Genomic DNA, 23,176 nt, shown 5'->3' with positions numbered 1-23,176 from the left:
CCCCGTGCCGGGTGTCGGCCGCCGGACCCCCGCGAGCCGCGTCGCATCACCACCCATGAGGAGAAAGCCCGATGACCACCCACGCCCCCGGGGGCCCGGCCGCCGCACCGCCGGACCTGCCGGACGCGATCGCCGTGACCGGCCTCGCCTGCCGGTTCCCCGGAGCTCCCGACGCCGGGGCCTTCTGGGCCAACCTGGTCGCGGGCCGCGAGAGCGTCACCTTCCGGAGCCCCGAGGAGCTGGCGGCCCTGGGCGTCCCCGCCGAACGGCTGGCCGACCCCCGGTTCGTCGGGGCGGGCGGCGTGCTGGAGGGCCTCGCGGAGTTCGACGCCGAGTACTTCGGCATCCCGCCCCGCGACGCCGAGCTGATGGACCCCCAGCACCGGCTGTTCCTGCAGTGCGCGGTCACCGCGCTGGAGGACGCCGGGCAGCTGACCGACGGCGTCGAGGGCGGCGTGGGCGTCTACGCCTCGGCCGGCTTCAACTCCTACCTGACGCACCACCTGCTGCCCAACGCGGCCCACCTGGCCGACCGGGCCGACGTCCAGTGGCTGGCCGCCGGGGACAAGGACTACCTCGCCACCCAGACCTCCTACCGGCTGGGCCTGACCGGCCCGAGCCTGAGCGTGCAGAGCGCCTGCTCCTCCGCCCTGCTCGCGGTCCACCTGGCCGCCGAGGCGCTGCTCAGCGGCGAGTGCGACGTGGCGCTGGCCGGCGCCGTCTCCGCCGGGATCGGCCAGGGGCTCGGCTACCTGCACGCCGAGGGCGGCATCCTCTCCGCCGACGGGCACTGCCGCCCCTTCGACGCCGACGCGACCGGCACGGTCTTCGGCAGCGGCGTCGGCGTGGTGGTGCTGAAGCGGCTGGCCGACGCGGTCGCCGACGGCGACACCGTACGGGCCGTGCTGCTCGGCTCGGCGGTCAACAACGACGGGAACCGCAAGGTCGGCTTCACCGCGCCGAGCCTGGACGGACAGGTCCGGGTCGTCTCGGCGGCCCAGTCCGTGGCCGGGGTCACGCCCGGCGAGGTCTCCTGCATCGAGGCGCACGGCACCGGCACCGCGCTCGGCGACCGGATCGAACTCGCCGCGCTGGGGCGGGTGTTCGCGGACGCCCCGGACTCCCGCCGGGTGCTCGGCGCGGTCAAGTCGAACGTCGGCCACCTGGACACCTGCGCCGGGATGGCCGGGCTGATCAAGACGGTGCTCGCACTCCAGCACCGCACGCTGCTGCCGACCGTGCACTTCGAGAGCCCCAGCCCCGAACTGGCCCCGGGCCTGTTCCGGGTGCTGACCGAGGCCGAGCCGTGGTCCGGCCGCGACGGCACCCGGATCGCGGGCGTCAGCTCCTTCGGCATCGGCGGCACCAACGCCCACCTGATCCTCCAGGACGCGCCGCCGCTGCCCGCGGCGCCCGCCGCCGAGCCCGCGCAGTGGGAGCTGCTGCCGCTGTCCGCCAGGAGCGAGCGGGCGCTCGACCGGGCCGCCGAGCGGATCGGCGCGGCGCTGGCCGCCCCCGGTGCGCCCGGCGCGGGCGACGCCGCGTTCACCCTCCAGACCAGGCGGCGCCACCACCCGTGGCGGCGCGCCGTCCTGACCGGGCGTTCGAGCGAGACGCCCCCCGCCGCCCAGGCCGTCCAGGCCGTCGGAACCGGCCGGAAGGTGGCCTTCCTCTACCCCGGGCAGGGGGCCGGCCACCCCGGCATGGCGGCCGAGCCGTACCGCGCCGAGCCGCTCTTCCGCGCCGCGCTCGACCGCTGCCTGGACGCCCTGCGGCCGTGGACCACGGCGCCGCTGCGCGAGCTGCTGCTCGACCCGGCCCACCCGGACCTGTTCGACCGGACCGAGACCGCCCAGCCGGCCCTGTTCGCGGTGGAGTACGCGCTCACCGCGTGGTGGACGGGGCTCGGCGTCCGGCCGGTCGCACTCGCCGGGCACAGCGTCGGCGAGTTCGCGGCCGCCTGCGCCGCCGGGGTCTTCGACCTGCCCGGCGCCGCCCGGCTGGTGGCCGAACGCGGCCGGCTGATGGGCACCATGGCGCCCGGCGCGATGCTCAGCGTCCCGCTGCCCGAGCCGGAGCTGCGCGCCCTGCTGGACGACCCGGCCGGGCCGGAGCTGGCCGCCGTCAACGCGCCCGACCGCTGCGTGGTGGCCGGCGCCCCCGAGGCGGTCGCGCGGCTCGCCGAGCGGCTGGCCGCGCGCGGTGTGGCCGCCCGGCAGCTGGCCGTGCGGCACGCCTTCCACTCCCGGGACGCCGAACCGCTGCTGGAGGAGTTCGCCCGGCTGGTCGCCACCGTCCCGGTCCAGGCGCCCGCCGTGCCGCTCGTCTCCGGCCTGACCGGGCGTGAGCTCACCGCCGAGGAGGCCGCGTCGCCGGAGTACTGGGCGCGCCAGCTGCGGCACACCGTCCGCTTCGCCGACGCGCTCGTCGCGCTGCCGGGCGACGGCCCGCTGCTGGAGCTCGGCCCCGGCCGGGGGCTGAGCGGCTTCGCCGTACGGACCCTGGGCACCGGACGCCCCGCGCTGCCCACCCTCGGCGGCGCCGTTCCCGCCCCGGACCAGCCGCCGGCCCGGCTCACCGCGCTGGCCCGGCTGTGGGAGCGGGGCGCCGAGGTCGACTGGTCCGCCCTCGGCGAGCGCGCCGGGCGCCGGCACGTCTCGCTGCCGGGCTACCCGTTCGAGCCCACCCGGCACTGGTTCGAGCCCGCCGCCGCCGAGCCCGCCGCCGTCACCGTCCAGGGCCCCGCCGGGCCCGCGCAGGTTTCCGACGGTGCGAGCGGCGTGGACGACTGGCTGCGCGTCGTGTCCTGGACGCAGGCCCTGCCGCCGTCCGGCACCGGGCCGCTCCCCTCGTCGGTGCTCCTGCTCGCCGACGAGTCCGGCCTCGCCGAGGCCGTCGCCGGAGAGCTCGCCGCCGCCGGTGCCCAGGTCAGCCTGGTCCGCGCCGGGGCGTCCACCGCGCTCACGCACGGCACCCCGTTCACGCTCGACGCCGACGACCCCGCCGCCTTCCCCGCGCTGGCCGCCGCCCTGGCCGCGCGCGGCACCGTGCCGGACGCCGTCCTCTCCTGCTGGGCCCTGGACACCCCGCCGCTGCGCTCGGCCACCCCGGGCGAGGCGGCCGACGGCGCGCTGCGCGCCCTCACCGTCCCGGTCCAGCTGGCCCGGGCCCTGGGCGAGGCGTTCCCCGGCCGGCCGCTGCGGATGCTGCTGGTCACCGACGCCGCCCACGGGGTGCACGGGCAGCCCGCCCGCACCCCGCAGGCCGCCGCCGGGCTGGGCGCGGTGCGGGTGCTGCCGCAGGAGCTGCCCGGCGTCACCGTCCAGGCCCTCGACCTGGACTGCCCGACCCGGGAACCCGAGGAACTGGCCCTGGCGGCGCAGACCGTGGTGGCGCAGCTGCGCGCCGGGCACGCTGCGGCGCCGCTGACCGCCGTCCGCGGCCGGGCGCACCTGGTGCCGGTCCCGGAGCGGCCCGTCCTCACCGACCCGGCCGGGCCGCAGCCCGCCGCGCCGTCCGGCGTGTGGCTGGTCACCGGCGGCCTGGGCGGGATCGGTCTGGCCGTGGCCGGCCACCTCGCCGAGGACGCCGACCGGACGCTCGTCCTGCTCACCCGCCGTGCCGTCCCCGACGGCGCCGGCTGGCGGAGCCTGCGCCCCGAGGGCGCGGCGCCCGCCGCGAGCTGCCCGCCGGAGCTGGCCGAGGCCCTCGCCGGGCTGACCGCGCACGGCGCCCGGCTCTGCCTCGTCCAGGCGGACGTCACCGACGAGGCCGCGCTCGGCGCCGCGCTCGACCGGGTGCGGGCCGCGTACGGCCCGATCTCCGGGGTGGTCCACGCCGCCGGGGTGCCCGGCGGTGGCGTCACCGCCCTGCGCAGCGCCGGGGAGATGGCGCGGGTGCTCGCCCCCAAGGTGCTCGGCACCGTCCTGCTGGAGCGGCTGACGGCCGTGGACCGGCCGGTGCTGGTGCTCTGCTCCTCGGTGCTGGCGGTCACCGGCGCGGTCGGCCAGGCCGACTACACCGGCGCCAACGCCTTCCTGGACAGCTTCGCCGCCGGCTCCCGGGCCGCCGTGTCGATCGGCTGGGACCGGTGGTCGCAGACCGGCATGGCGCTGCGGTCCGGCCGGCGCGACTGGCTCGACGGCGGCGAGGTGCTCGACCACGCCCTGTTCGACGCCCGCCGGGCGGAGCCGGACGGCACGGTGGAGCTGCGGCTGCGCCGCACCGGGCAGAGCGCCTGGCCGGCCGAGGAGCACCGGATCGGCGACGTCCCGGTCCTGCCCGGCACCGCGCTGCTCGAACTCGCCTTCGCCGGGCACCGGTTGGCGGTCGGGGACGGGCCGGTCGAGCTGGACGCGGTCTTCACCCACCCGCTGCGGATGCCCGCCGACGCCCCGCCCGAGGTCACCCTGCGGCTGCGTCCGGCGCCCGACGGCGGGCACCTGTGGGAGGTGCGCTCCAGCGCCGTGCCGTCCAGGCCGCACGCCCAGGGCCGGATCGCGCCGTACGGGGGCGACTCCCCCGGGCGCCTGGACCTCGACGGCCTCGCGGCCCGCTGCGCCCCGGTGCCGCAGGTCGCGGTGTCCGCCGCCGCCGGGGAGCGGCCCGGCGGCGCCAGCGGGCTGCGCACCGGGCCGCGCTGGGAGAGCGTCACCGAGGTCCGCGAGGACGGGCGCGGCGGGGCGATGCTGCGGCTGCGCCTGCCCGAGGCGTTCCACGGCGACCTGGCCGCGCACCCGCTGCACCCCGCGCTGCTGGACACCGCCACCGGCGCCGTCACCGCCCGCACCGGCAGCCACCTGCCGGTCGCCTACCGCCGCCTGGTGGTGCTCGGCCCGCTCGGCCCCGAAGCCGTGGTGCGGGTCGACCGCCGCTCCGGTGACGCCGGGGCGGGCGACACGCTGGTCGTCGACGTGGTCGTCGCCGGGCCGGACGGCGCTCCGGCCGTGCTCGTCGAGGGCTTCGTGCTGCGCCCGGCCCCGGCCGCCCCCGGCCCGGACGCTCCCGGCCCGGACGCGGAGGGCGGCATCCCGACCCGGGAGGGCCTGCTGGCCTTCGACCGGATCCTGGCCAACCGTCACCTCCCGCACGTGCTGGTCAGCCCCCGCGCGGCCGGGCCGGCCACGCCCGTCCCGACCGCATCGCAGGCCGCGCCGGAGGCCGCCCTGGCGTCCGCACCGGCGACCGGCCCCGAGGGGCTGGAGGAGCAGATCGCCGCGGTCTGGTCCCGGCTGCTGGGCGTCCCCCGGATCGGCCCCGAGGACAGCATCTTCGAACTCGGCGGCGACTCCCTGCTGATCGTCCAGATCACCGCCGAACTCCAGCGGCAAGGCCTGACCGTCTCCCCCGGCGACCTCTTCGCCCACCCCACCGTCGGACAGCTCGCCGCCCGGCTGCGCGCGGACCGCGCGCCCGCCGCCGCCCCGGCGTCCGACACCCCCGCCCCGCCCACCGCTCCCACCGAGCCCGATCCGGCCCCCGCGAAGGGGTCGGGCGAGGCGTTCTCGGACGCGGACCTCAGCGAAGACGACCTGGCCCGGGTATTCGCCCTGTTCCGGTCAGGAGAGGACACCAAGTGAACGACATCGAGGACATCTACCCGCTCTCGCCGACCCAGGAGGGGATGCTCTTCCACAGCACCACCTCCCCCGAGCACGGCCTGTACGTCGAGCTGACCACCTTCCGGGTGCGCGGCGAACTGGACCTGACGGAGCTGGGAGCAGCCTGGCAGCGGGCGATCGCCCGGCACCCGGTGCTGCGCACGGCCTTCGTCCGCGAGCGGATCCGCACCCCGCACCAGGTGGTGCTGCCCAAGGCGGACCTGCCGATCGAGTTCCGCGACCTGTCCGGGCTGGACGAGCCGGCCCGGGAGCGCGCCGTCGCCGAGGAGCTGGAGCAGCGCGCCCGCGAGCGCTTCGACCTGGCCCGGCCGCCGCTGATGCGGCTGCTGGTGCTGCGCCTGCCCGACGAGCACCTGGTGGTGTGGACGTACCACCACCTGCTGCTGGACGGCTGGTCCGCCGCGCTGCTGCTGGCCGAGGTCACCGCCGGACTGTCCGGTGACGCCGCCGAGCCGCCCGCGCCGCCCGCCTTCCGCGAGTACATCGCCTGGCTGGGCCGTCAGGAGGCCGAGCGCGACCGCGCGTTCTGGACCGGCTACCTGGCGGGCTACCGCGAGCCGGCGACGCTGAGCCTGCCGGGCGTGCGCCCGGGCGCCAAGCCGTCCGGCGACTTCCGCACGGTGCGGGCCGAGCTGCCCGCCGAGACCGTCACCGCGCTGCGGCGGCTGGCCGCCGGCAGGGCGACCACGCTCAGCAGCCTGGTCGAGGCCGCCTGGGCGGGGACGGTCGCGCGCCACAGCGGCCGCGACGACGTGGTGGTCGGCGTGACCGTCTCGGGCCGCCCCGTCGACCTGCACCGGGCGGACCAGATGCTCGGGATGTTCATCAACACCGTCCCGGTGCGGGTGCGGATCGACCGGGAGCTGCCCGGCGACGAGTGGCTGGCCCGCCACGCCGCGACCCGCCACCCGCTGCTGGACCACCAGCACACCCCGCTGACCGACATCCAGCGCTGGGCCGACACCGCGCCCGGCGTGCCGCTGTTCGACACCGTCGTGGTGGTCGAGAACTACCCGGACCGCACCGAGGCGGTGCTCTCCCACGGCGCGGTCACGGTCAGCGACGTCCGCTACGAGACCCGGACCAACTACCCGGTCACCCTGGTCGTGCGGGCCGCCGCCGAGATGCAGCTCCAGGCGGTGGTGGACGCCGGGCGGATCACCCCGGAGGAGACCGGCGCGCTGCTCGACCACGTCGTCGCGGTGCTGACCCGCATCGCCGCGCAGCCCGGCCGCCCGGTCCGCGAGCTGCTCGCCGTCCCCGAGGCGGCCCGCGCCCGCCAGCTCGACACCTGGAACGGCAGCGAGATCGACCGCGGCGAGCCGTCGGCCCTGCTGTCCGGGCTGATCGACGACGCGGTCCGCAGCCGCCCGGACCACCCGGCGGTGGTCGACCAGCAGACCCGGTACAGCTACCGCGAACTCGACCGGCGGGCCGACGCCCTGGCCTGGCAGCTGGCCGCGCGCGGCGTGCGCCCCGGCGACCGGGTGGGCGTCTGCCTGGGCCGCAGCGCCGACCTGGTGACCGCGATGCTGGCCGTCGCCCGGGCCGGGGCCGCGTTCGTCCCGCTCGACCCGGCCCACCCGGTGGAGCGGATCGGCCTCGTCCTGGCGGACGCGGCCCCGGCCGTGGTGCTCACCGACGCGACCGGCGCGCCCGCGCTGGCCGGCTGGGACGGCACCGCCGTCGACCTGGCCTCCCTGGACCTGGCCGACCTCGACCTGACGCTCCAGGAGGCCGCCGACCCCGCCGCCGCCGAGCTGCCGGGCGCAGCCCCGGACGGCCTCGCCTACCTGATGTTCACCTCCGGCTCCACCGGCCGCCCCAAGGGCGTCGCCGTCGGCCACCGCGCGCTGGCGAACCTGGTGGACAGCCTGGCCCGCCGTCACCCCGGCCTCGACGGCGACACCCGCTTCCTCGCCCTCACCACGCTCGGCTTCGACACCTCGCTGGCCGAGCTGCTGGTGCCGCTCGCCGTCGGCGCGACGGTGCACGTCGGCGGCCAGGCCCTCGGGCTGAGCGGCCGCGAACTCGACCGCTACAGCGTCGAGCACGGCATCACCGCGCTCCAGGCCACCCCGTCCCGCTACCGGGCGCTGCTGGACTCCGACTGGCAGGGCGCCGGCCGCCCCCGGCTCTACAGCTGCGGCGAGGCCTTCCCCGCGGACCTGGCGGCGCCGCTGGCCGAGCGCGGCGAGTCGGTGTGGAACATGTACGGGCCGACCGAGACCACCGTGTACTCCAGCGTCGAGCGGATCACCGCCGACACCACCCGGGTCACCGTCGGCCGCCCGATCGCCAACACCGTGCTGCACGTGCTGGACACCGTGGACGGCGAGCTGCTGCCGGTCGGCTGCGTCGGCGAGCTGTGCATCGGCGGCGACGGCGTGGCCCAGGGCTACTGGCAGCGGCCCGAGCTGACGGCCGAGCGGTTCGTCACCGACCCGTTCACGGGCGGCCGGATGTACCGCACCGGCGACCACGCCCGCCGCCTGCCCGACGGGCGGATCGAACTGCTCGGCCGGATGGACCGCCAGCTCAAGCTGCGCGGCTACCGGATCGAGCCCGGCGAGATCGAGCAGGTCCTGCTGGCCCTGCCCGAGGTGGCGGCCGCCGCGGTCGCCGTCCGGGAGGGCCGCCTGGTCGCCTGGGTGGTGCCCGCGGACCGGGGCGCCCCGCTCGACGCCCCCGGGGTCCAGGCCGGGCTGCGGCGCTCGCTGCCCTCGTACATGGTCCCCGAGGCGGTCACCGTCCTCGCCGAGCTGCCGCTCACCCCGGCCGGCAAGACCGACCTGCTCGCCCTACCCACCCCGGCCGGGTTCGCGGACGAGGCCGCGCCGAGCGGCGGGCCCGGCGGCACGGCGGACCACGAGGCGCTGGTGGCCCGGCTGTTCCGCGAGGTCCTGGCACTGCCGGAGGTCGGTTTGGACGACGACTTCTTCGAGCTGGGCGGCGACTCGCTGCGCGCCCTGCGACTGGTCTCCCGGCTGGAGGCGGAACTCGGCTGCTCGCTCGACATCGAGCTGCTCTTCGACTCCTCCACGGTCCGCGACCTCACCGCGGCCATCGGCCCCGCCCTGACCGACGCCGACGCCGACGCCGACGCACCGGCCGGCTCCGACGCCCCGGGCTCCGACGCCGACCAGTGAACCAACCGGCGTCCCGGCCGGCCCCGGCCGCCGGGACGCCCCTGCACCGACCACACCGATTGGACACAACCTCCATGGCTAGCCCTACGGCCACGATTCTCGACGACGGCGAACGACGGCTCGACACCCTGCTGCTCTCCCGCTGGGAGGCCGACCCGGCGCAGCCCGCCGTGGTCGACGGCGACCGGGTCCTGCTCGCTGGCGAGCTCAGGGACCGCACCGTGCGGGTCGCCTCGCTGCTGCGCGAGCGGGGGGTGCGCCCCGGCGAGCGGGTCGCGGTCTACCTGGAGCGCTCGGCCGACTTCGTGGTCGCCGTGGCCGGGGTGATCCTGGCCGGCGCCGCCCAGGTCGCCTTCGACGTCAACGACCCGGTCGCCCGCACCCTCGACATGCTGGCCGACTGCACGCCCCGGCTGCTGATCACCACCCACGAACTGCGTTCCCGCTTCCCCGAGTTGCCGGGCACCGAGGTCGCCACCGTCGACGAGTGCGCGGCCGCCCGCCCGGCCGTCCCGTTCGAGCCGGCGGCCGACCTCGCCGAGCAGCCCGCGGTCGTCATCTACACCTCCGGCTCCACCGGCCGGCCGAAGGCCTCGCTGATCCCGCACCGCGCGGTGACCACCCGCCTGCGGGCGCTCCAGCGCAGCCACGGACTCGGCCCGGACGACCGGATGCTGCACCACACCGCGTGCAGCTTCGACATGTTCCTGATCGAGGTGTACTGGCCGCTGATCACCGGCACCACCATCGTCATCGCCGCCCCCGGCCGCCAGCGCGACGCCGACTACCTCGCCGAGACCATCCGCGCCGCCGACATCACCGTCTTCTACTGCGTGGTCTCGCTGCTGGAGCTGTTCCTGCTGGCCCGCGGGCCCGAGGAGCGCTTCGACGGCCTGCGGCGCGTGCTCACCGGCGGCGAGCCGCTCGCGCCCGAGCTGGTCCGCCGCTTCCACGCCCAGTCCACCGCGCCGCTCACCAACCTCTACGGGCCGAGCGAGTGCACCATCTACTGCACCGCCTGGGTGCCCCCGCGCGACCCCGGCCTGGACACCGTCTACATCGGCCCGGCCATCGAGGACACCACCCTGTGGATCCTCGACGAGGACGGCAAGCCCGTACCGGACGGCGAGCCCGGCGAGCTCTACATCGGCGGCGAGGGCCTCGCCCTCGGCTACCTCAACCGGCCCGAACTCACCGCGGAGCGCTTCGTCCCGGACCACCTCGGCGACGGCCCCGGCCCGCTCTACCGCTCGGGCGACCTGGTCCGCACCCACCCGGTGGGCGGCCTGGAGTTCCTGGGCCGGGTCGACCTCCAGGTGAAGATCCGCGGCTACCGGATCGAACTCGGCGAGATCGAGTCCGCCGCCCTGCGGGTGCCCGAGGTCCGGCAGGCGGCCGTGGTGGCCCACGGCCGCGGCAGCGACGCCCGGCTGGTCGGCTTCCTGGTGCTCGCACCCGGCGCCGAGCCCGCGAGCGTCACCGCCGCCGTGCGCGAGACCCTGCGCGGCGCCCTGCCCTCGTACATGGTCCCGGCGTCACTGGCCACCGTCGGCTCGATGCCGCTGACCGCCAACGGCAAGCTGGACCGCGCCCTGCTGACCGAACGGGCCGGGGCCGTCCTGCCCGCCGTCACCGACGAACCGCAAGCACCGCCCGGCGACGGCGTGGCCGCCACCGTCACCACGGTCTGGTGCGAGGTCCTCGGACTGCCCGCCATCGGCCCGGACGACGACTTCTTCGAGATCGGCGGGGACTCCTTCAAGGTGGTCCGCGCCACCCGCAAGCTGGAGGCGCTGCTCGGCGTCGAGGTCCCGATGCACCTGATGTACGACGAGCCCACGGTGACGGCCTTCACCGCCGCCCTGGCCGAGCAGGGACCGGAGGGATCGCGGTGACTGCCCAGGTCGTCCGTTCCTTCGGCGAGCTCGACGCGATCGCCCGCGATCCGTCGGCCCCCGTCGTCACCCTGTTCAGCGGCGGGCTGGACAGCAGCTACCTGCTGCACCGCCTGGCCCGGGCCGGCGCCCGCAACGTCCACGCCGTCAGCGTCGACCTCGGCGAGGACGAGAGCAGCGAGCACAAGCAGCGGATCGCCGACCGGCTCGGCATCCGGCTGCACCTGGTCGACGGCCGGCAGGAGTTCGCCGAGGACTACGTCCGCCCGGCCATCGCCGCGCACGCCGTCTACCTCGACACCCACCCGGTCAGCTCCTCGCTCAGCCGCCCGCTGATCGCCAAGGTCGCCGTCGACACCGCCCGCGAACTCGGCGCCACCACCGTGCTGCACACCGCCAACCGCTCCCAGAACACCCTGCGCCGGCTCAACGGCGCCCTCGAACTGCTCGGCTTCGCCGGGCGCTACGGCAGCCCGTACGACCTGGACCCGGTGGACCGGGACCAGAAGATGCGCGAGCTCAAGGAAGCCGGCCTGGAGCAGCTGAGCGAGCGGCTGGTCAGCGGCGACTCCAACCTGTGGTGCCGGGAGTTCGAGTCCGGGATCCTCGACGACCCCGAGGACCACGCCGTGCCCGAGCGGCTCTACCAGTGGAGCGCGCTGCGCCCCGCCGAGGCCCCGGAGGCCGTCGAGGTCGCCTTCGAGGCCGGCCGTCCGGTCGCGGTGGACGGCCGCCGGCTGCCGCTGACCGAGCTGATCGACACCCTCAACCACCTGGTCGGCGCGCACGGCCTCGGCCGGTACAGCGGGCTCGAACACCTGGGCCACGGGCCGAAGGTGCTGGAGATCCGCGAGATGCCCGCCGCCTGGCTGCTGCTGCGCTCGCGCCGCCACCTGGAGACGGCCACCCTCTCCGCCGAGCTGCTGCGGGAGAAGCTGAACCAGGAGCAGCTGTGGGTCCGCGAGGCGCTGGAGGGCCGCTGGTTCGGCGAACTGCGCCGCGCCAGCCAGGCGTTCATCGAGGTCTGCTCGGCGCACGTCACCGGCTCGGTGCGGTGGCGGCTCTCGGCGGGCTCGGCCGAGACCCGGGCCGTCGTCGCCGACCGGCCGCTCTACCTGCGCGACCGGGAGGCCTGGGAGCACCGGTCCGTCGCCGCCGAGCGCGCGGCGTTCAGCCCGAACCAGCCGCGGGAGCGCTGACATGGGCGGCTCGAACCCGACGGACCACCCGGCGCCCCCGGAGTCCCCTACGCCTCCTGCGCCCCCGACGCCCCCGGTGCTGCTGGTCGTCTACGGCCGGGGCTCGGCCACCGCGCGCGGGGTCCTGACCGCCGGGCGGCGGCTGTGCACGGCGGTCTTCCTCGGCGACCTCGGCGACCCGAAGGTGGCCGCCGACCTGGCCCAGCTGCCGAAGTCGGCCACCGTGGTGGACACGTCCGGCCTGACCGAGGAGCAACTGTGCGACCGGGCCGCCGAGTTCGGCGCCGCCGGAGTGATCACCTTCAGTGACCACCTGCTCCGGACGGCGGCCGCCGTGGCCGCGCGGTGCGGCGTGCCGTTCCACGACCGGGCCACCGTCGAGGTCCTGGTCGACAAGTTCCGCCAGCGCGAGGCCCTGGCGGCGGCGGGCGTGCAGAGCACCGCCTGCCGGACGGTCCACTCCGCCGCCGACCTCGGCCCGGCCCTCGCCGCGACCGGGCTGCCCGCCGTCCTCAAGCCCCGCTCGGGCGCCGGCAGCGTGGACACCTGCCTGGTCCGCAGCGCCGCCGAACTGGCCGACCGGTACGCCGAGTTCACCGAGGGCGTGGCGAGCCCGGCGGTGTTCGTGCTGGAGGAGTACCTGGTGAGCGACCCCACCGTGGTGGGGGAGTTCTGGGGCGACTACGTCTCGGTCGAGTCCGCGATCCGCGACGGCCAGATCCGCACCCTCGCGGTCACCGGCAAGCTGCCACTGGCCCCCCCGTTCCGGGAGACCGGCTACTTCACCCCGGCCCTGCTCCCCGCCGGCCTGGCCGACGAGGTCGTGGCCCTGGAGCAGCGCGCGCTGCGGGCGCTCGGCATCCGCGAGGGCGTCACCCACACCGAGATCAAGTTCACCCCCGCCGGGCCACGGCTGATCGAGGTCAACGGCCGCCTGGGCGGGCACGTCTCGGACGTCCTCAAGCGCTCCGCCGGGACGGACCTGCTCGCCCTCGCCCTCCGGCTGGCACTCGGCGCGTTCGACCCGCCCGAGCCGGTGCTCGCCCTGGGCGCGGGCTGCCCGAAGGTGGCGTTCCAGTACTTCCTCTCCCCGCCCGCCGACGGCCTCGCCCCCGGCCCCGGCGAGGTGCTCGACGGCCTCCACCACCTCCCCGGGGTGGACCTGGTGGACGCCACGATCGACCCGTCCTGGCGGGCCGACTGGCGGGCCGGCACCGAGTGGCTGATCGGCACGGTCTACGGCTCGGTCCCCGGACACCCCGAGCTCCGGGCCACCGTCGAGGGCATCCACCGCACGATGGCCGACTTCTGGTCCTGACGGCCCCGAGCCCCGGCCCTCAGCCCTACCCCCGACCCCACCGCACCCGCCCAACCTCGCACCCCTGGAGTCAACTTGCCGCGGCGCATACGCACAGCCACCCACGCGGCGGTGGCAGCCGTAGTCTCCGGCCTGGTCCTCGCGCTGCTCGCGCTGGGCATCGGGCCCGTCCCGGCCCTCGGAACCGCCCTCGTCCCCGGGGCCGGTGCGTGGGACTCCGCCGCCGGCGCCGAACTCCCGCACACCGAGACCCTCACCCTGGCGGGCCTGAACGCGCCGGTGACGGTCGCCTTCGACGACAACGGCGTCCCCACCGTCAAGGCCGCCTCCGACACCGACCTGTTCCAGGCCCAGGGCTACCTGCACGCCCGCTTCCGGCTCGCCCAGCTCGACCTGGAGCGGCGCGCCGGACGCGGACGCCTGGCCGAACTCAACGGGCCCGGGAGCGTCGAGTCCGACCGCTTCGAACTCCAGATGGGACTCCTGCGCACCGCCGAGGCCACGTGGGCCGCCACCGCGCCCGACAGCCCGGCGGGCCGCGCCCTCACCAGCTACACCCGGGGAGTCAACGCCTGGATCTCCGAGCTGCGCCACAACGGGCAGTGGCCGGCGATCTTCTCCCTCACCGGCGTCTACCCGGCCGACTGGACCCCGGTCGACAGCCTGGTCATCCAGGAACTCCTCACCCAGAGCATGGACTTCACCAGCACCCCGCTGGACTACGCGATCTTCCGGGAGTCCCTCGGCGAGGAGCGCACCATGGACTGGTTCCCGGTGCACGCGCCCAACGACCAACGGCCGTACGACGTCGGACCGTACCGCGACCTCGGCATCGCGCCGCTGCCCGCGAACGTCAACACCGCCGGGCCCGACGGCCAAGCCGCCGCCAACCGGTCGGAGCCGCGCCCCGCGCCCGTCGCCCCCACCGGGAAGCCCGACCCCGCCGGGGAGGCGACCGCGGCCCACACCCTGCTGGACACCATCCGCGCGCTCCCGGCCACCCAGGTCCACACCTTCCCGGACAGCAACGCCTGGGCGGCGAACGGCCCGGCCGTGGCGGGCGGCAACGCGATGCTCGCCGGCGACCCGCACCTGCCGATGACCCTGCCCTCGTACTGGTACCAGATCGCGCTGTCCTCGCCGGAGACCGACGTCACCGGCGCCAGCATGGCCGGCATGCCCGGCGTGCTGATCGGCCGCAACGCCAACATCTCCTGGTCCCTGACCGACGGGCAGAACCAGTCGACGGTCTTCTACAGCGAGCAGACCAGCCCCGACCACCCCGGCCAGTACTTCTGGAACAACGCGTGGCACCCGATGCAGCGGGTGGAGTACACCATCCCGGTCCGGGGCGGCGACACCGAACACCTCGCCGTGGACCTCACCGTGCACGGGCCGGTCCTGACCCGGGCCGGGCAGACCACCTCGGTCAGCTGGATGGGCAACATCCCCTCCCCCGACCTGGCCGTCCTGCTCTCCGTCAACAAGGCCCGCGACTACCAGGAGTTCCGCACCGCGCTCGCCGACTGGCACGCCCCCACGCTCAACTTCGCCTACGCCGACGGCGGCGGCAACATCGGCGTGGTCGCCGCCGGGTACTTCCCCCTCACCAAGGGCGGCAACCCCTGGTTCCCGCTGCCCGGCACCGGCGAGTACGACGTGGTCGGCGCCATCCCCTTCGACGCCACCCCGCAGGTCTACAACCCGCCGAACCACGTGGTCGCGACCGCCAACCAGCGCCCCGTCTCCGCCGACTACCCGTACTACATCGGCACCACGCTCAACGCCTTCGACAACGGCTACCGGGCCAGCCGGATCTACCAGTACCTGGAGAGCCACCAGGCGATGACCAGCGCGGACTTCACCACCCTGCAGAACGACGTCACGGACTACCTCGCCACCGTCATCCTGCCCCACCTGAAGACCGCCCTGGCCGACCAGAAGCTCGACCCCCGCCAACAGGCCGCCCTCGACGTCCTGAACCGCTGGGACCACACCATGAAACCCGGCGTCGCCGGCGGCCCGATCTGGTGGACCTTCTGGAACGACTACCTGGAGACCACCTTCCAGCCCTGGTGGGACCACGCCAAGGTGCCGGTCGAGCGCGACCGCCTGTACCTCAAGGTCTCCAGCGCCCTGCCCAGCCTCGACGAGAACCTCGAAGCCTGGACCCTGCACGACCCGACCAACCCGGCCTTCACCTCCCCCGGCGGCCCGACCCGCACCGCGACGGACGCCATGCGCACAGCATTCGCCCAGGCCGTCTCCGAACTGTCCCAGGACCTCGGCAACGACCCCGCCACCTGGACCTGGGACCGCGTCCACACCCGACAGATCCCCTCCCTCACCGGCGCCGAAGCCCTCGGCTACGGCCCCAAGCCCGCCGAGGGCGACCGCTGGACCGTCAACGCGGCCGACGGCGGCATGAACTCCACCTTCGGCCCGAGCTGGCGCATGGTCGTCGACTGGAAGGGCCCGGACACCGCCACCGCGCAGGCCGTCTACCCCGGCGGCCAGAGCGAGAACCCGGCCTCACCCTGGTACCGGAACTTCATCCCGTACTGGTGGGAGGGCCGAAACCCGCCGCTCCTGATGGCCGCCGACCAACCCGCCTCCACCAAGGTGTGGACCCTGCGACCGGGAGCCTGACCACCATGACGACCCCCCACCTCCGCACCCTCCTCCCCGCCCTCCTCGCCACCGTGGTCATAGCCCTCGGCTCCCTCTGGTCCCTCTGGTACCTCCCCTTCCTCTGCGGCCTCGCCCTCGGCACCACCACGGCCCTGCGCGGCCAACGAGCCCGCACCGCCGTCCTCACCGCCACCACAGCCGCCCTCGCCGGCTGGGCCGCCCCCCTCCTCTGGCGCGCCGCCACCGGCGAAGCCGTGGCCGGCACCGCCCGCACCCTCGCCGCCCTCGCCGGCCTCCCGGCCCTCGCCTCCCTGATGATCACCGCAACCCTCCTGATCAGCCTCCTCCAAGCCCTCCTGGGCGTCTGGCTGGCCCGCACCACCACCGCCACCCTCCGCCCCACCCCCTGACCCCACTTACCCACCCACCGCAAACGATGGCCCGGCCCGCTCAGCGGCCCGGGCCATCGTCGTTCCGTGGTCTCGGTTTCGGTTTGCCGACCAAGTCGACGGCCTCGGCCGACGTATCCACGGGACTCCGGGCCCACATCCGCCCAGACGGAGCTGAGGTCGAACCCCCCGTCCCAGGTGTTCAGCAGTGCCTCGAATCACCGCCTGAATCAGATCCTCAGCAGCACCCCCGGCCGCCAGGGCCTTGAAACACCAAGGTCATATCCTGGCCGATCATGCAGAGCATTGACTGGGACGGCGTCCGGGAGCGGGTACGCGCGGTGCGCGAGGAGCAGGGGTGGAGCGGGCCGGGGGCTGAGCTGGCTGCGCCGCTGACCGAGATCCAGGTGGTGGAGGCGGAGCGGCAGTTCGGGATCACGTTTCCGGCGGACTACCGGGAGTTCCTGCTACGGGTGAGTGCGGGTGGACGGTGGCCCAGGGAATTGCGGCGGGGACCCGACGGATGGCACTGGGCAGAGGACGCGGACACCCAACTGGAGCGGCTGCACGTGCCGTTCCCCGATCACGACACCGCGCTGGCGGCGAGTGACGAGGTGTGGGAGAAGTTCGTACGGGAAGAGGACTACGCCGACCCTGCCGACTTCGAAGCCGCCCGGGACGCTCGGAACGAGGCCGTGGAGGCGGCGGAGCGGGACCGGGTCACGGGCGGTGTGTTTCTGGCGGGCCATGGCCACAACTTCAGCACCCTGCTCATCGTCAGCGGTCCGGATCGCGGCAGTATGTGGTTCGACGGGCGGCCGACCTGCGATCGCCTCAACCCACTGCTGACGGATGCGGGACGACCGGCCGGCTTCGGTGAGTGGTACATCGACTGGCTGGAACACGAGGAGGGTCTGACGACCCCGGAGCTGGGGAAAGCCGCTCGCGACCAGTGGCACCGCGGTGTCGACACGCCCATCTGGCTCCGCTGGTTCGACGACTGGGAGGACAACCGCCGCGGTCGGTAGCCCACCGGCCCCGAAGGCGCCGGTCATCGCCGAGGCCATGGCAGTGGCCACGGCAGTGGTGATCGGCAGGGAACGGTCACCAGGCGGCAGTGATGTGAGCAGACTGGAGTGACGAACTCCGGGACAGGGCTTGGCAGCGGCGCTTGGGGCTTTCGCAGCACGGGAAGTCGGACCGGCCGACTTCCCGTGCTGCGAGCGGGATCCGTAAGGCGCTCCCTTAAGATCCCACGGTGAAGATCTGGACGGAGCGCCCTGCCAAAGCCGATGTCGAAGCGGTCGTCTGTCGCTACTTCAGTCTGCTCCGAGCCGGCCGGATCCCCAAGGCCGAGGAACTCGTCGATCACACCTCGGTCCGGCACGTGCTCAGGTCGCTATGGGCCGGCTCGGTCGAGGCGAACGCCGACGATGACAAGAATGAGGACGAGAGCGAGAGCGAGGCGAGCGGCAGCCCTGCTGTCGACGAGTGGGAGCAGGACTTGTCCTGGCTCCGCGAACTCGATCTCGCGGACTTCCACTGGGGCCACGAGGGCACCGGCTTCTACGTCGAGATCACCTACCGCGCGCGGATCATCGAGGTGTCATTGAGCTTCTGGGTCAAGCCCACCGACGCCGGCTGGGTCCTCTCCGGGCCTGCCACCCTCTGGTAGGAGGACGAGCAGAAGCGCAGCTCAGACGGTCGTCGACTGGAACTGGTGCGGCATGTTCCAGCCCTCGGCGAGCCTCGACGGGTGAACGTTGGCTCCCCCGCCGAAGAACTCGCAGAACTTCATGATCAGCGGGTCCCAGCCGAGCGGATCCACGTAGTGCGTCCCGGGGATGACGAGGCTCTCCTCGACATGGGCGCGAAGGACCTCGACCTCGAAGGCGGTGGCGTGCGGCTCGGGACCGCCGAAGGGGTGGGCCGAGACGACCTTGCACTCCAGCTGGACCGGGCATTCCGCGACCCTGGGGGGCCGGACCAGGTCCGACGCCTGCTCGGTCAACTGCGCGACCGAGAACTTCTCCGGCTCGTACCGGTAGCCCTGCTTCACCTTGTAGTCCGCCACGACCGGCTTCCCGGTGGTGAGCGCGATCCGGTCGACGGCATCGACCATCGCCGACGAGGGCAGGTTGAGCACGCACTCGCCTTCCCGCAGCAGGTTCGCGGTGGTCTGGCCGTTGTTGCCGAGACCGAGCATGCAGGACTGGCCCAGCCACCACACCGAGGACATCGGCGCGAGGTTCGCCGTGCCGTCCTCGTTGAGTGAGCTGATCAGCACCACCGGAGTTCCGAAGTACAGGACCTTGAGCCCGGGGACGACGTGCATGCGCTGTGCCTTTCGCGAAGTGCCGGACGAACAGGTCCGCGATCAGGAACACGAACCGTCGCCGACTCTGTCGTGGGCGAGACACCTGCGCTGGCGGAAATGCGACACCGCGTCTCGGCCGAGTGCGGTCGAAGACGGTGTGACTTCAACGGATAGATTGCGAGTCCGCCGTCTGTGACCTTGGGTTTCGACTTGTAGTTTGCGAGCCATTCCGAGGGTTACTTTGCGAGGTGCCGTCCGGCAGTGGTGACCGCTGGCAAGGGTTTGATCGGAGTGTGACGCATTGTCACACCGAGCGGTCTCCCACCACCTTGCGGACAGCTAAGCCTTGATTGGTGCGGCCGACCTGGCGACTTGCTCGATCTTCGCGCGGTAGGCTGCGCGGGCTTCCTCGTCGATCTGCTTCTCGTGTTCGGCGCGCAACCCGGTCCGGCCGTCGAGGCCCTCACGCAGGATGTCGGCGTGCCCGGCATGCCGGATGGACTCGCCGAGGACATGGACCATGATGGCGAACAGGTTCGTGTTGGAATAGGGCTCCGGCCACCAAGGCACGTGGCCGGGGGCGTCGAGGGGAAGCTCGTTGATCGTCGCGTCCGAGTGTTCCCACGTGCGCTGGTAGAACCCGATGATCTGAGCGCGAGTCTCGTCCTCGGTCGCCCACTGATCGCTGCCGTCGGAGTCCTGCCACCGGGGCAGCGGTTCCGGGGAAGGACGATCGAAGACCTCGCCGAAGTACCTGGCCTCGACGGTGGCCACGTGTTTGACCAGGCCGAGGAGGTTGGTCCCGGTCGCTGTCAGAGGCCGGCGGGCGTCGTATTCGGACAAGCCGTCAAGTTTCCAGAGCAGCGCTTCGCGGTCTCGCCGCAGTCTCCCGTGCAGGTTGTTCTTCGCGAATTCATCGATCATGCGGCATGAGCCTGCCATGGGCTGATCGTTGTCTCAAGATCCCGTACGTGGTCCGCGACGACTGGCAGAGCCGAGGCATCGCCAGGGCCGCCGCCCTGACTCGCTGCAAGAAGCTCTCGAATACTTGCCACGTGAGACAACCTCCTATTCGATGATCACGGCTCTGACTTGCGGGAATGGCACCGGAGCCATGGATGACGCTGCCTGTTGGCAGGTTGCAAGGAGGTGGGCGGCGTGGTCGGCCAACAGCGGCAGGAGGACCGAGTAGGGAGAGCGGGGCTTGTCGCGTCTGAGCCGGTTGGCGAGATGGATAGCCGGATCGGTTCTGGTGGTGCTGCGGCCCGGTGCGGCGAAGGGCGGGCGGAAACAGGGGGCGAGGCAGGGCTCGCTGCCTGTGACCTGTGACCAGATGAGTGCGGAGAGAGCCTCGTGCAGTTGGTCCGCCGGGGCTGCCGGCTTCCGCTCGTTGACCGCGACGAAGCGCTTGACGAGTTCGGCGAACGCCTCGTCGCCGAGGTGCCAGGACTCGTGTTGCCGGCGGCGATGCCGGTAGTCAATGTGGTCGGCCGCGGGGATGGCGGCGAGGTGGTCGGCGAGCCGGTAGAGGCTTTCGCGAAGTTCGTCCGTGCGTTCGTCAGAGCCGGCGGCGACCGGCTGCTGGGCCGGGGTGGTCAGCAAGTTGGTGCCGGGCGGGAAGCCGAGATACTCGGCTGCCTGTTGAGCGTTCATGTCTTCGACGGCCTGGACGAGCAGGATCGCGGCCGTGCGCCGGAACCTGCGCGAGTGAGGCGGGAACGGGCAGTCCGCGTCCGCCCAGAAGATCCGGAACCACTGGTCGGGTAGTTCCTGGGGGATGTTCTCGGGAGCGAAACCGTGGCGGCGTTCGATCGTGAGTGTGAAGAGCGAGGGGATGACCTGGCGACACGACCAGGCTGTGGAGGGGGTGCGCGGCCGCGAATCGGAAGGACGTCTGCGCAGCGATTGCTGGACGATTGCGCGGCGGGCGAGTGTGGCGTCCTTGCTCAGGAGCTTCCAGGTGGCCCCCCAGCGCTTGTTGTCGTGCGGGGGGCAGCGTTGGGTGAGCCGGCCGAGCTCTTGCAGGAGTTCCCGGTCCGGAAGGCTCAGCAGCTGGTCGGCGACGGTCAGGACTGCGGCGGCGCCGATGGACGCGCGGGGCAGGTAGGTCCAGTAGATGCCGTCGTCGTGCGGCGCGCTCTGGGCGGTGAAGCCGGGCAGTCGCTTCTCCTGGGCGGCCAGGTGCTCGTCGACGGCGGCTTTCTGGTCGGTGGTGACCATGTCCGCCATCGCGGGCCAGGTCGCGAGGACGACCGCGGTGATCGTCTGGAGGTCGGCGAAGGCCGCGAAGGCGTCTTCCGGCGAGGTCTCCTCGTCGAAGAGGTGGTCGAGGCGGGTCTGCAGATCCGCGAGGTTCTGCGGCAGGGGCCGCGGCGGTGTGTCGGAAAGCCGGTCGAGTCGGTGGCCGCAGATCACGCCGGGTCGTCCGGCCTCGTTGCTGCGGCAGGCGGCCGGGTGGAGACCTTCCAGCCCGGGGTGGCCGATCAGGAGGGAACTGGGCCAGCTCCCGGTGGTTGTGAGGCTCGACGGCCGGTGGCAGCCGGGGCACTCGTGGTCCAGGAAGACGCGGTGGCGGACGCAGGCGAAGCTGGTGGCCAGTCGCCAGCGGCGGAGCCAGGGACCGCCGTGCCGTTGCTGGATGGCTGAGCCGTCCCCGGCCAGGCAGTGGGGGCAGTAGCGGCTGAAGGAGGACAGGATCCAGGGCGGGGCGATCTGGCGGGGCTTGGGCAGTTCGCCCGGGGGACGGGGCAAACCCAGCGCGTGGGCCACTGGCGGGAACCGACTGGCCAGTGGGTGCAGGGTCAGCTGGTCGACGGTCTGCGGGGTGGTTCCGATGACCTGGGCGAGTCGCTCGCCCTTGACCGGGTCGATGAAGAACAGGCGGCCGATGGGGGCGAGGGTCGCGGTGGTCTGGGTGCCGACGAGGCCGAGCCGCCAGAGGATGTGTCCGGGGGGGGGCAGGTGGAGGCGGTGGCCGAGGCGGAGTGCGAAGCCGGGCAGCGATTCGTCCGGCAGCGGGACCAAGCACCTGGCCATGCGGTGGTCGGGGGCGGGCATGTCAGCCTGCCGAGCCGGCCGCCGAGGCGGGGCCGTGGTCGTCGAAGACGGTGTTGCGGCCGCGGCGCCGGCGGGCGGGTGTCTGCGGCGCGGTGGCTGGTGGTGTGGGGTCGACCTCTTCCGGGGCCAGCTGCGGGTCGTCGCGGCGGATCACGATCTCGTCCAGCGTGCCCTCGTCGAGCACTTCGCGGCCGCTGTCCATGGCTTCCTGGCAGCCGTCCTCGATGAGACGGCTCAGGAGCCCGACGATGCCGTTCGTGCGGCGCATCAGATACTCCGGCATCGTGCTCTCGGTCAGCATGCCCGGCTTGGCGTTCAGCAGCCGCAGATGGACCTCGATGCCGCGCAGGTGCTGCAGGAACGCGTTGATCTGCTCGCTGGTGGTGTAGCGGAAGCGGTCCATCTCCACCAGCTCGAAGCGGTGTTCGGTCTGCGTGGGCTCCAGGCCGTTGACCCGGGTGGACTCCAGCGAGGGCAGCACCCAATGCTGTTGGCGCGCGTTCCATTTCGCCTCGCGCAGCAGCCCGGTGCCGGGGATGTTCACCCCGGTCAGGATCAAGGTGACGCCCAGGCTCATGAACGCGCGGATCAGGTCGAGCACGTCCTGGTCGTCGGCGCGGTGCATCCTCAACCGACTGATGTCGTCGAGTTTACCGACCGCAGGAGCTCGGACACCGGCTCTGAACTGCGACGATTCATAGCCTACATGTCCGCGACGGGACTGCAGGGCCATGTCCCGTCATCCATCAGAGTGGTTCTGTAGTGCTGTGCCGTGGTCGTCTTCAGCCTGCACTGATGAGGTGCGTGTTGGCGGCTGCAACGCACGCCTGCATGACGGCTGAGAACAGATCGCGGGTCAGTTCCTCGTACTCGGTCTGGATGTGGGCATCGAGGAAGCCCAGGTCGTTCCAGGAGCCCATGCCGCCGAACACCCAGGCCGCTTGAACCGTCGCCACGAGCTGGCGGCTGGGCAGGTCGTAACCGCGGTCGGGGAATAGGTCCTGGTGGTAGACGGTGGTGAAGTCCTCGGCGGAGCGGAGGTTCCTGGCCTTGGCGAAGTGCGCTTGCCAGGGATCGAGGTCGTGGTCGCGGGAGAACCTGGCTGCGTGCTCCAGTGCCCCGTCCAGGACCGCGACAGCGTGGTCGACGGTGATGGCGAGCTGAGTCGGACCGAATCCGACGGTGGTGGGTTGAGTGGGTTGATAGGAGACGTCCCAGATACGGCGGTCCTGTGCACCTTGATCGCCGACGCCCCAGGAGGCTCGCCATAGCTGGTTGCCCGTAGCGCTGGTGGTCAGTAGCCCTGCCGCGAGACCGCCTGCGAAGGTCGCCCTGTGGTGCGGTTCCAGTCGGCCGTCAGCGACGGGTGTCTGCAGGCCGGGAACAGCCAGCCATATCCGGTCCACCCCGGTGGCGGAAAGCTCACTCAGCCACGCACCGACACCCGGCGCCCCCGCGAAGTCCACGTTCCTGACGAACTGGAAGGCACTGCTGATGCGATCGAGTTCCGGCGGCGCACTGGCATCACGCTGGTGAAGCCAAGCGCTGCCGTGGGTGGCCAGCGCAAAGTACTGAGCGAGTTCTCCGTTCATGACCAGCA

General features: G+C 73.4%; 14 protein-coding genes. 9 read left to right on the top strand and 5 right to left on the bottom strand.

The genetic code is table 11. The features are described from left to right. The first annotated feature begins 71 nt into the window (after positions 1-71). From ACIO9K_RS21585 to ACIO9K_RS21545, 9 genes are all read left to right on the top strand, one after another. Positions 72-5,579: an SDR family NAD(P)-dependent oxidoreductase gene (locus ACIO9K_RS21585; protein WP_400332063.1), complete on the top strand. Its 5,508-nt coding sequence runs from the start codon at positions 72-74 to the stop codon at positions 5,577-5,579. Continuing rightward, positions 5,576-8,770, top strand: a complete 3,195-nt coding sequence (locus tag ACIO9K_RS21580) for an amino acid adenylation domain-containing protein (RefSeq protein ID WP_400332060.1) — start codon at positions 5,576-5,578, stop codon at positions 8,768-8,770. Before ACIO9K_RS21585 ends, ACIO9K_RS21580 begins: the two co-directional genes overlap by 4 nt. A 74-nt stretch (positions 8,771-8,844) precedes the next feature. Next, positions 8,845-10,665 carry a non-ribosomal peptide synthetase gene (locus tag ACIO9K_RS21575; RefSeq protein WP_400332057.1) on the top strand — a complete coding sequence of 607 codons (1,821 nt, stop codon included), beginning with the start codon at positions 8,845-8,847 and terminating at the stop codon, positions 10,663-10,665. Next, complete coding sequence (locus ACIO9K_RS21570) at positions 10,662-11,864, top strand: argininosuccinate synthase-related protein (protein ID WP_363627751.1); 1,203 nt, start codon at positions 10,662-10,664, stop codon at positions 11,862-11,864. The genes ACIO9K_RS21575 and ACIO9K_RS21570 overlap by 4 nt, the downstream gene beginning before the upstream one ends. A 1-nt stretch (position 11,865) precedes the next feature. After that, entirely contained in the window at positions 11,866-13,182 is a 1,317-nt protein-coding gene (locus ACIO9K_RS21565) for an acetyl-CoA carboxylase biotin carboxylase subunit family protein (protein ID WP_400332054.1), read from the top strand. Positions 13,183-13,293: 111 nt separating this feature from the next. Continuing rightward, positions 13,294-15,831, top strand: a complete 2,538-nt coding sequence (locus ACIO9K_RS21560) for a penicillin acylase family protein (RefSeq protein ID WP_400332052.1) — start codon at positions 13,294-13,296, stop codon at positions 15,829-15,831. Positions 15,832-15,836: 5 nt separating this feature from the next. Then, a complete protein-coding gene (locus ACIO9K_RS21555) occupies positions 15,837-16,223 on the top strand; it encodes a hypothetical protein (RefSeq protein ID WP_400332049.1) in 387 nt (128 codons plus the stop codon). 275 nt (positions 16,224-16,498) lie between these two features. Then, on the top strand, positions 16,499-17,230 hold the full coding sequence (locus ACIO9K_RS21550) for an SMI1/KNR4 family protein (protein WP_400332046.1): 732 nt from the start codon (positions 16,499-16,501) through the stop codon (positions 17,228-17,230). Positions 17,231-17,460: 230 nt separating this feature from the next. Beyond that, positions 17,461-17,877, top strand: a complete 417-nt coding sequence (locus ACIO9K_RS21545) for a hypothetical protein (protein ID WP_400332041.1) — start codon at positions 17,461-17,463, stop codon at positions 17,875-17,877. A 21-nt stretch (positions 17,878-17,898) separates the two neighbouring features. Here ACIO9K_RS21545 and ACIO9K_RS21540 read toward each other — a convergent pair whose 3' ends face one another. The 5 genes from ACIO9K_RS21540 to ACIO9K_RS21520 all read right to left on the bottom strand — a co-directional run bounded on the left by ACIO9K_RS21540 (position 17,899) and on the right by ACIO9K_RS21520 (position 23,168). Continuing rightward, positions 17,899-18,537, bottom strand: coding sequence for a flavin reductase family protein (locus tag ACIO9K_RS21540; RefSeq protein WP_400332038.1), 639 nt, complete (start codon positions 18,535-18,537; stop codon positions 17,899-17,901). Between the two features lie 321 nt (positions 18,538-18,858). Beyond that, complete coding sequence (locus ACIO9K_RS21535; RefSeq protein ID WP_400332035.1) at positions 18,859-19,443, bottom strand: DinB family protein; 585 nt, start codon at positions 19,441-19,443, stop codon at positions 18,859-18,861. Between the two features lie 144 nt (positions 19,444-19,587). Next, on the bottom strand, positions 19,588-21,555 hold the full coding sequence (locus tag ACIO9K_RS21530) for a TniQ family protein (protein WP_400332032.1): 1,968 nt from the start codon (positions 21,553-21,555) through the stop codon (positions 19,588-19,590). Positions 21,556-21,577: 22 nt separating this feature from the next. After that, positions 21,578-22,309: a hypothetical protein gene (locus ACIO9K_RS21525; RefSeq protein ID WP_400332030.1), complete on the bottom strand. Its 732-nt coding sequence runs from the start codon at positions 22,307-22,309 to the stop codon at positions 21,578-21,580. 49 nt (positions 22,310-22,358) lie between these two features. Then, the gene (locus ACIO9K_RS21520; protein WP_400332027.1) at positions 22,359-23,168 is read right to left on the bottom strand and encodes a hypothetical protein; all 810 of its coding nucleotides are present in this window, start codon (positions 23,166-23,168) and stop codon (positions 22,359-22,361) included. Between the last annotated feature and the right edge of the window lie 8 nt (positions 23,169-23,176).

It is taken from the genome of Kitasatospora sp. NPDC087271 (assembly GCF_044744605.1).
Classification (GTDB): Bacteria; Actinomycetota; Actinomycetes; order Streptomycetales; family Streptomycetaceae; genus Kitasatospora.
This window is presented reverse-complemented; position numbering and strand designations above follow the sequence as displayed.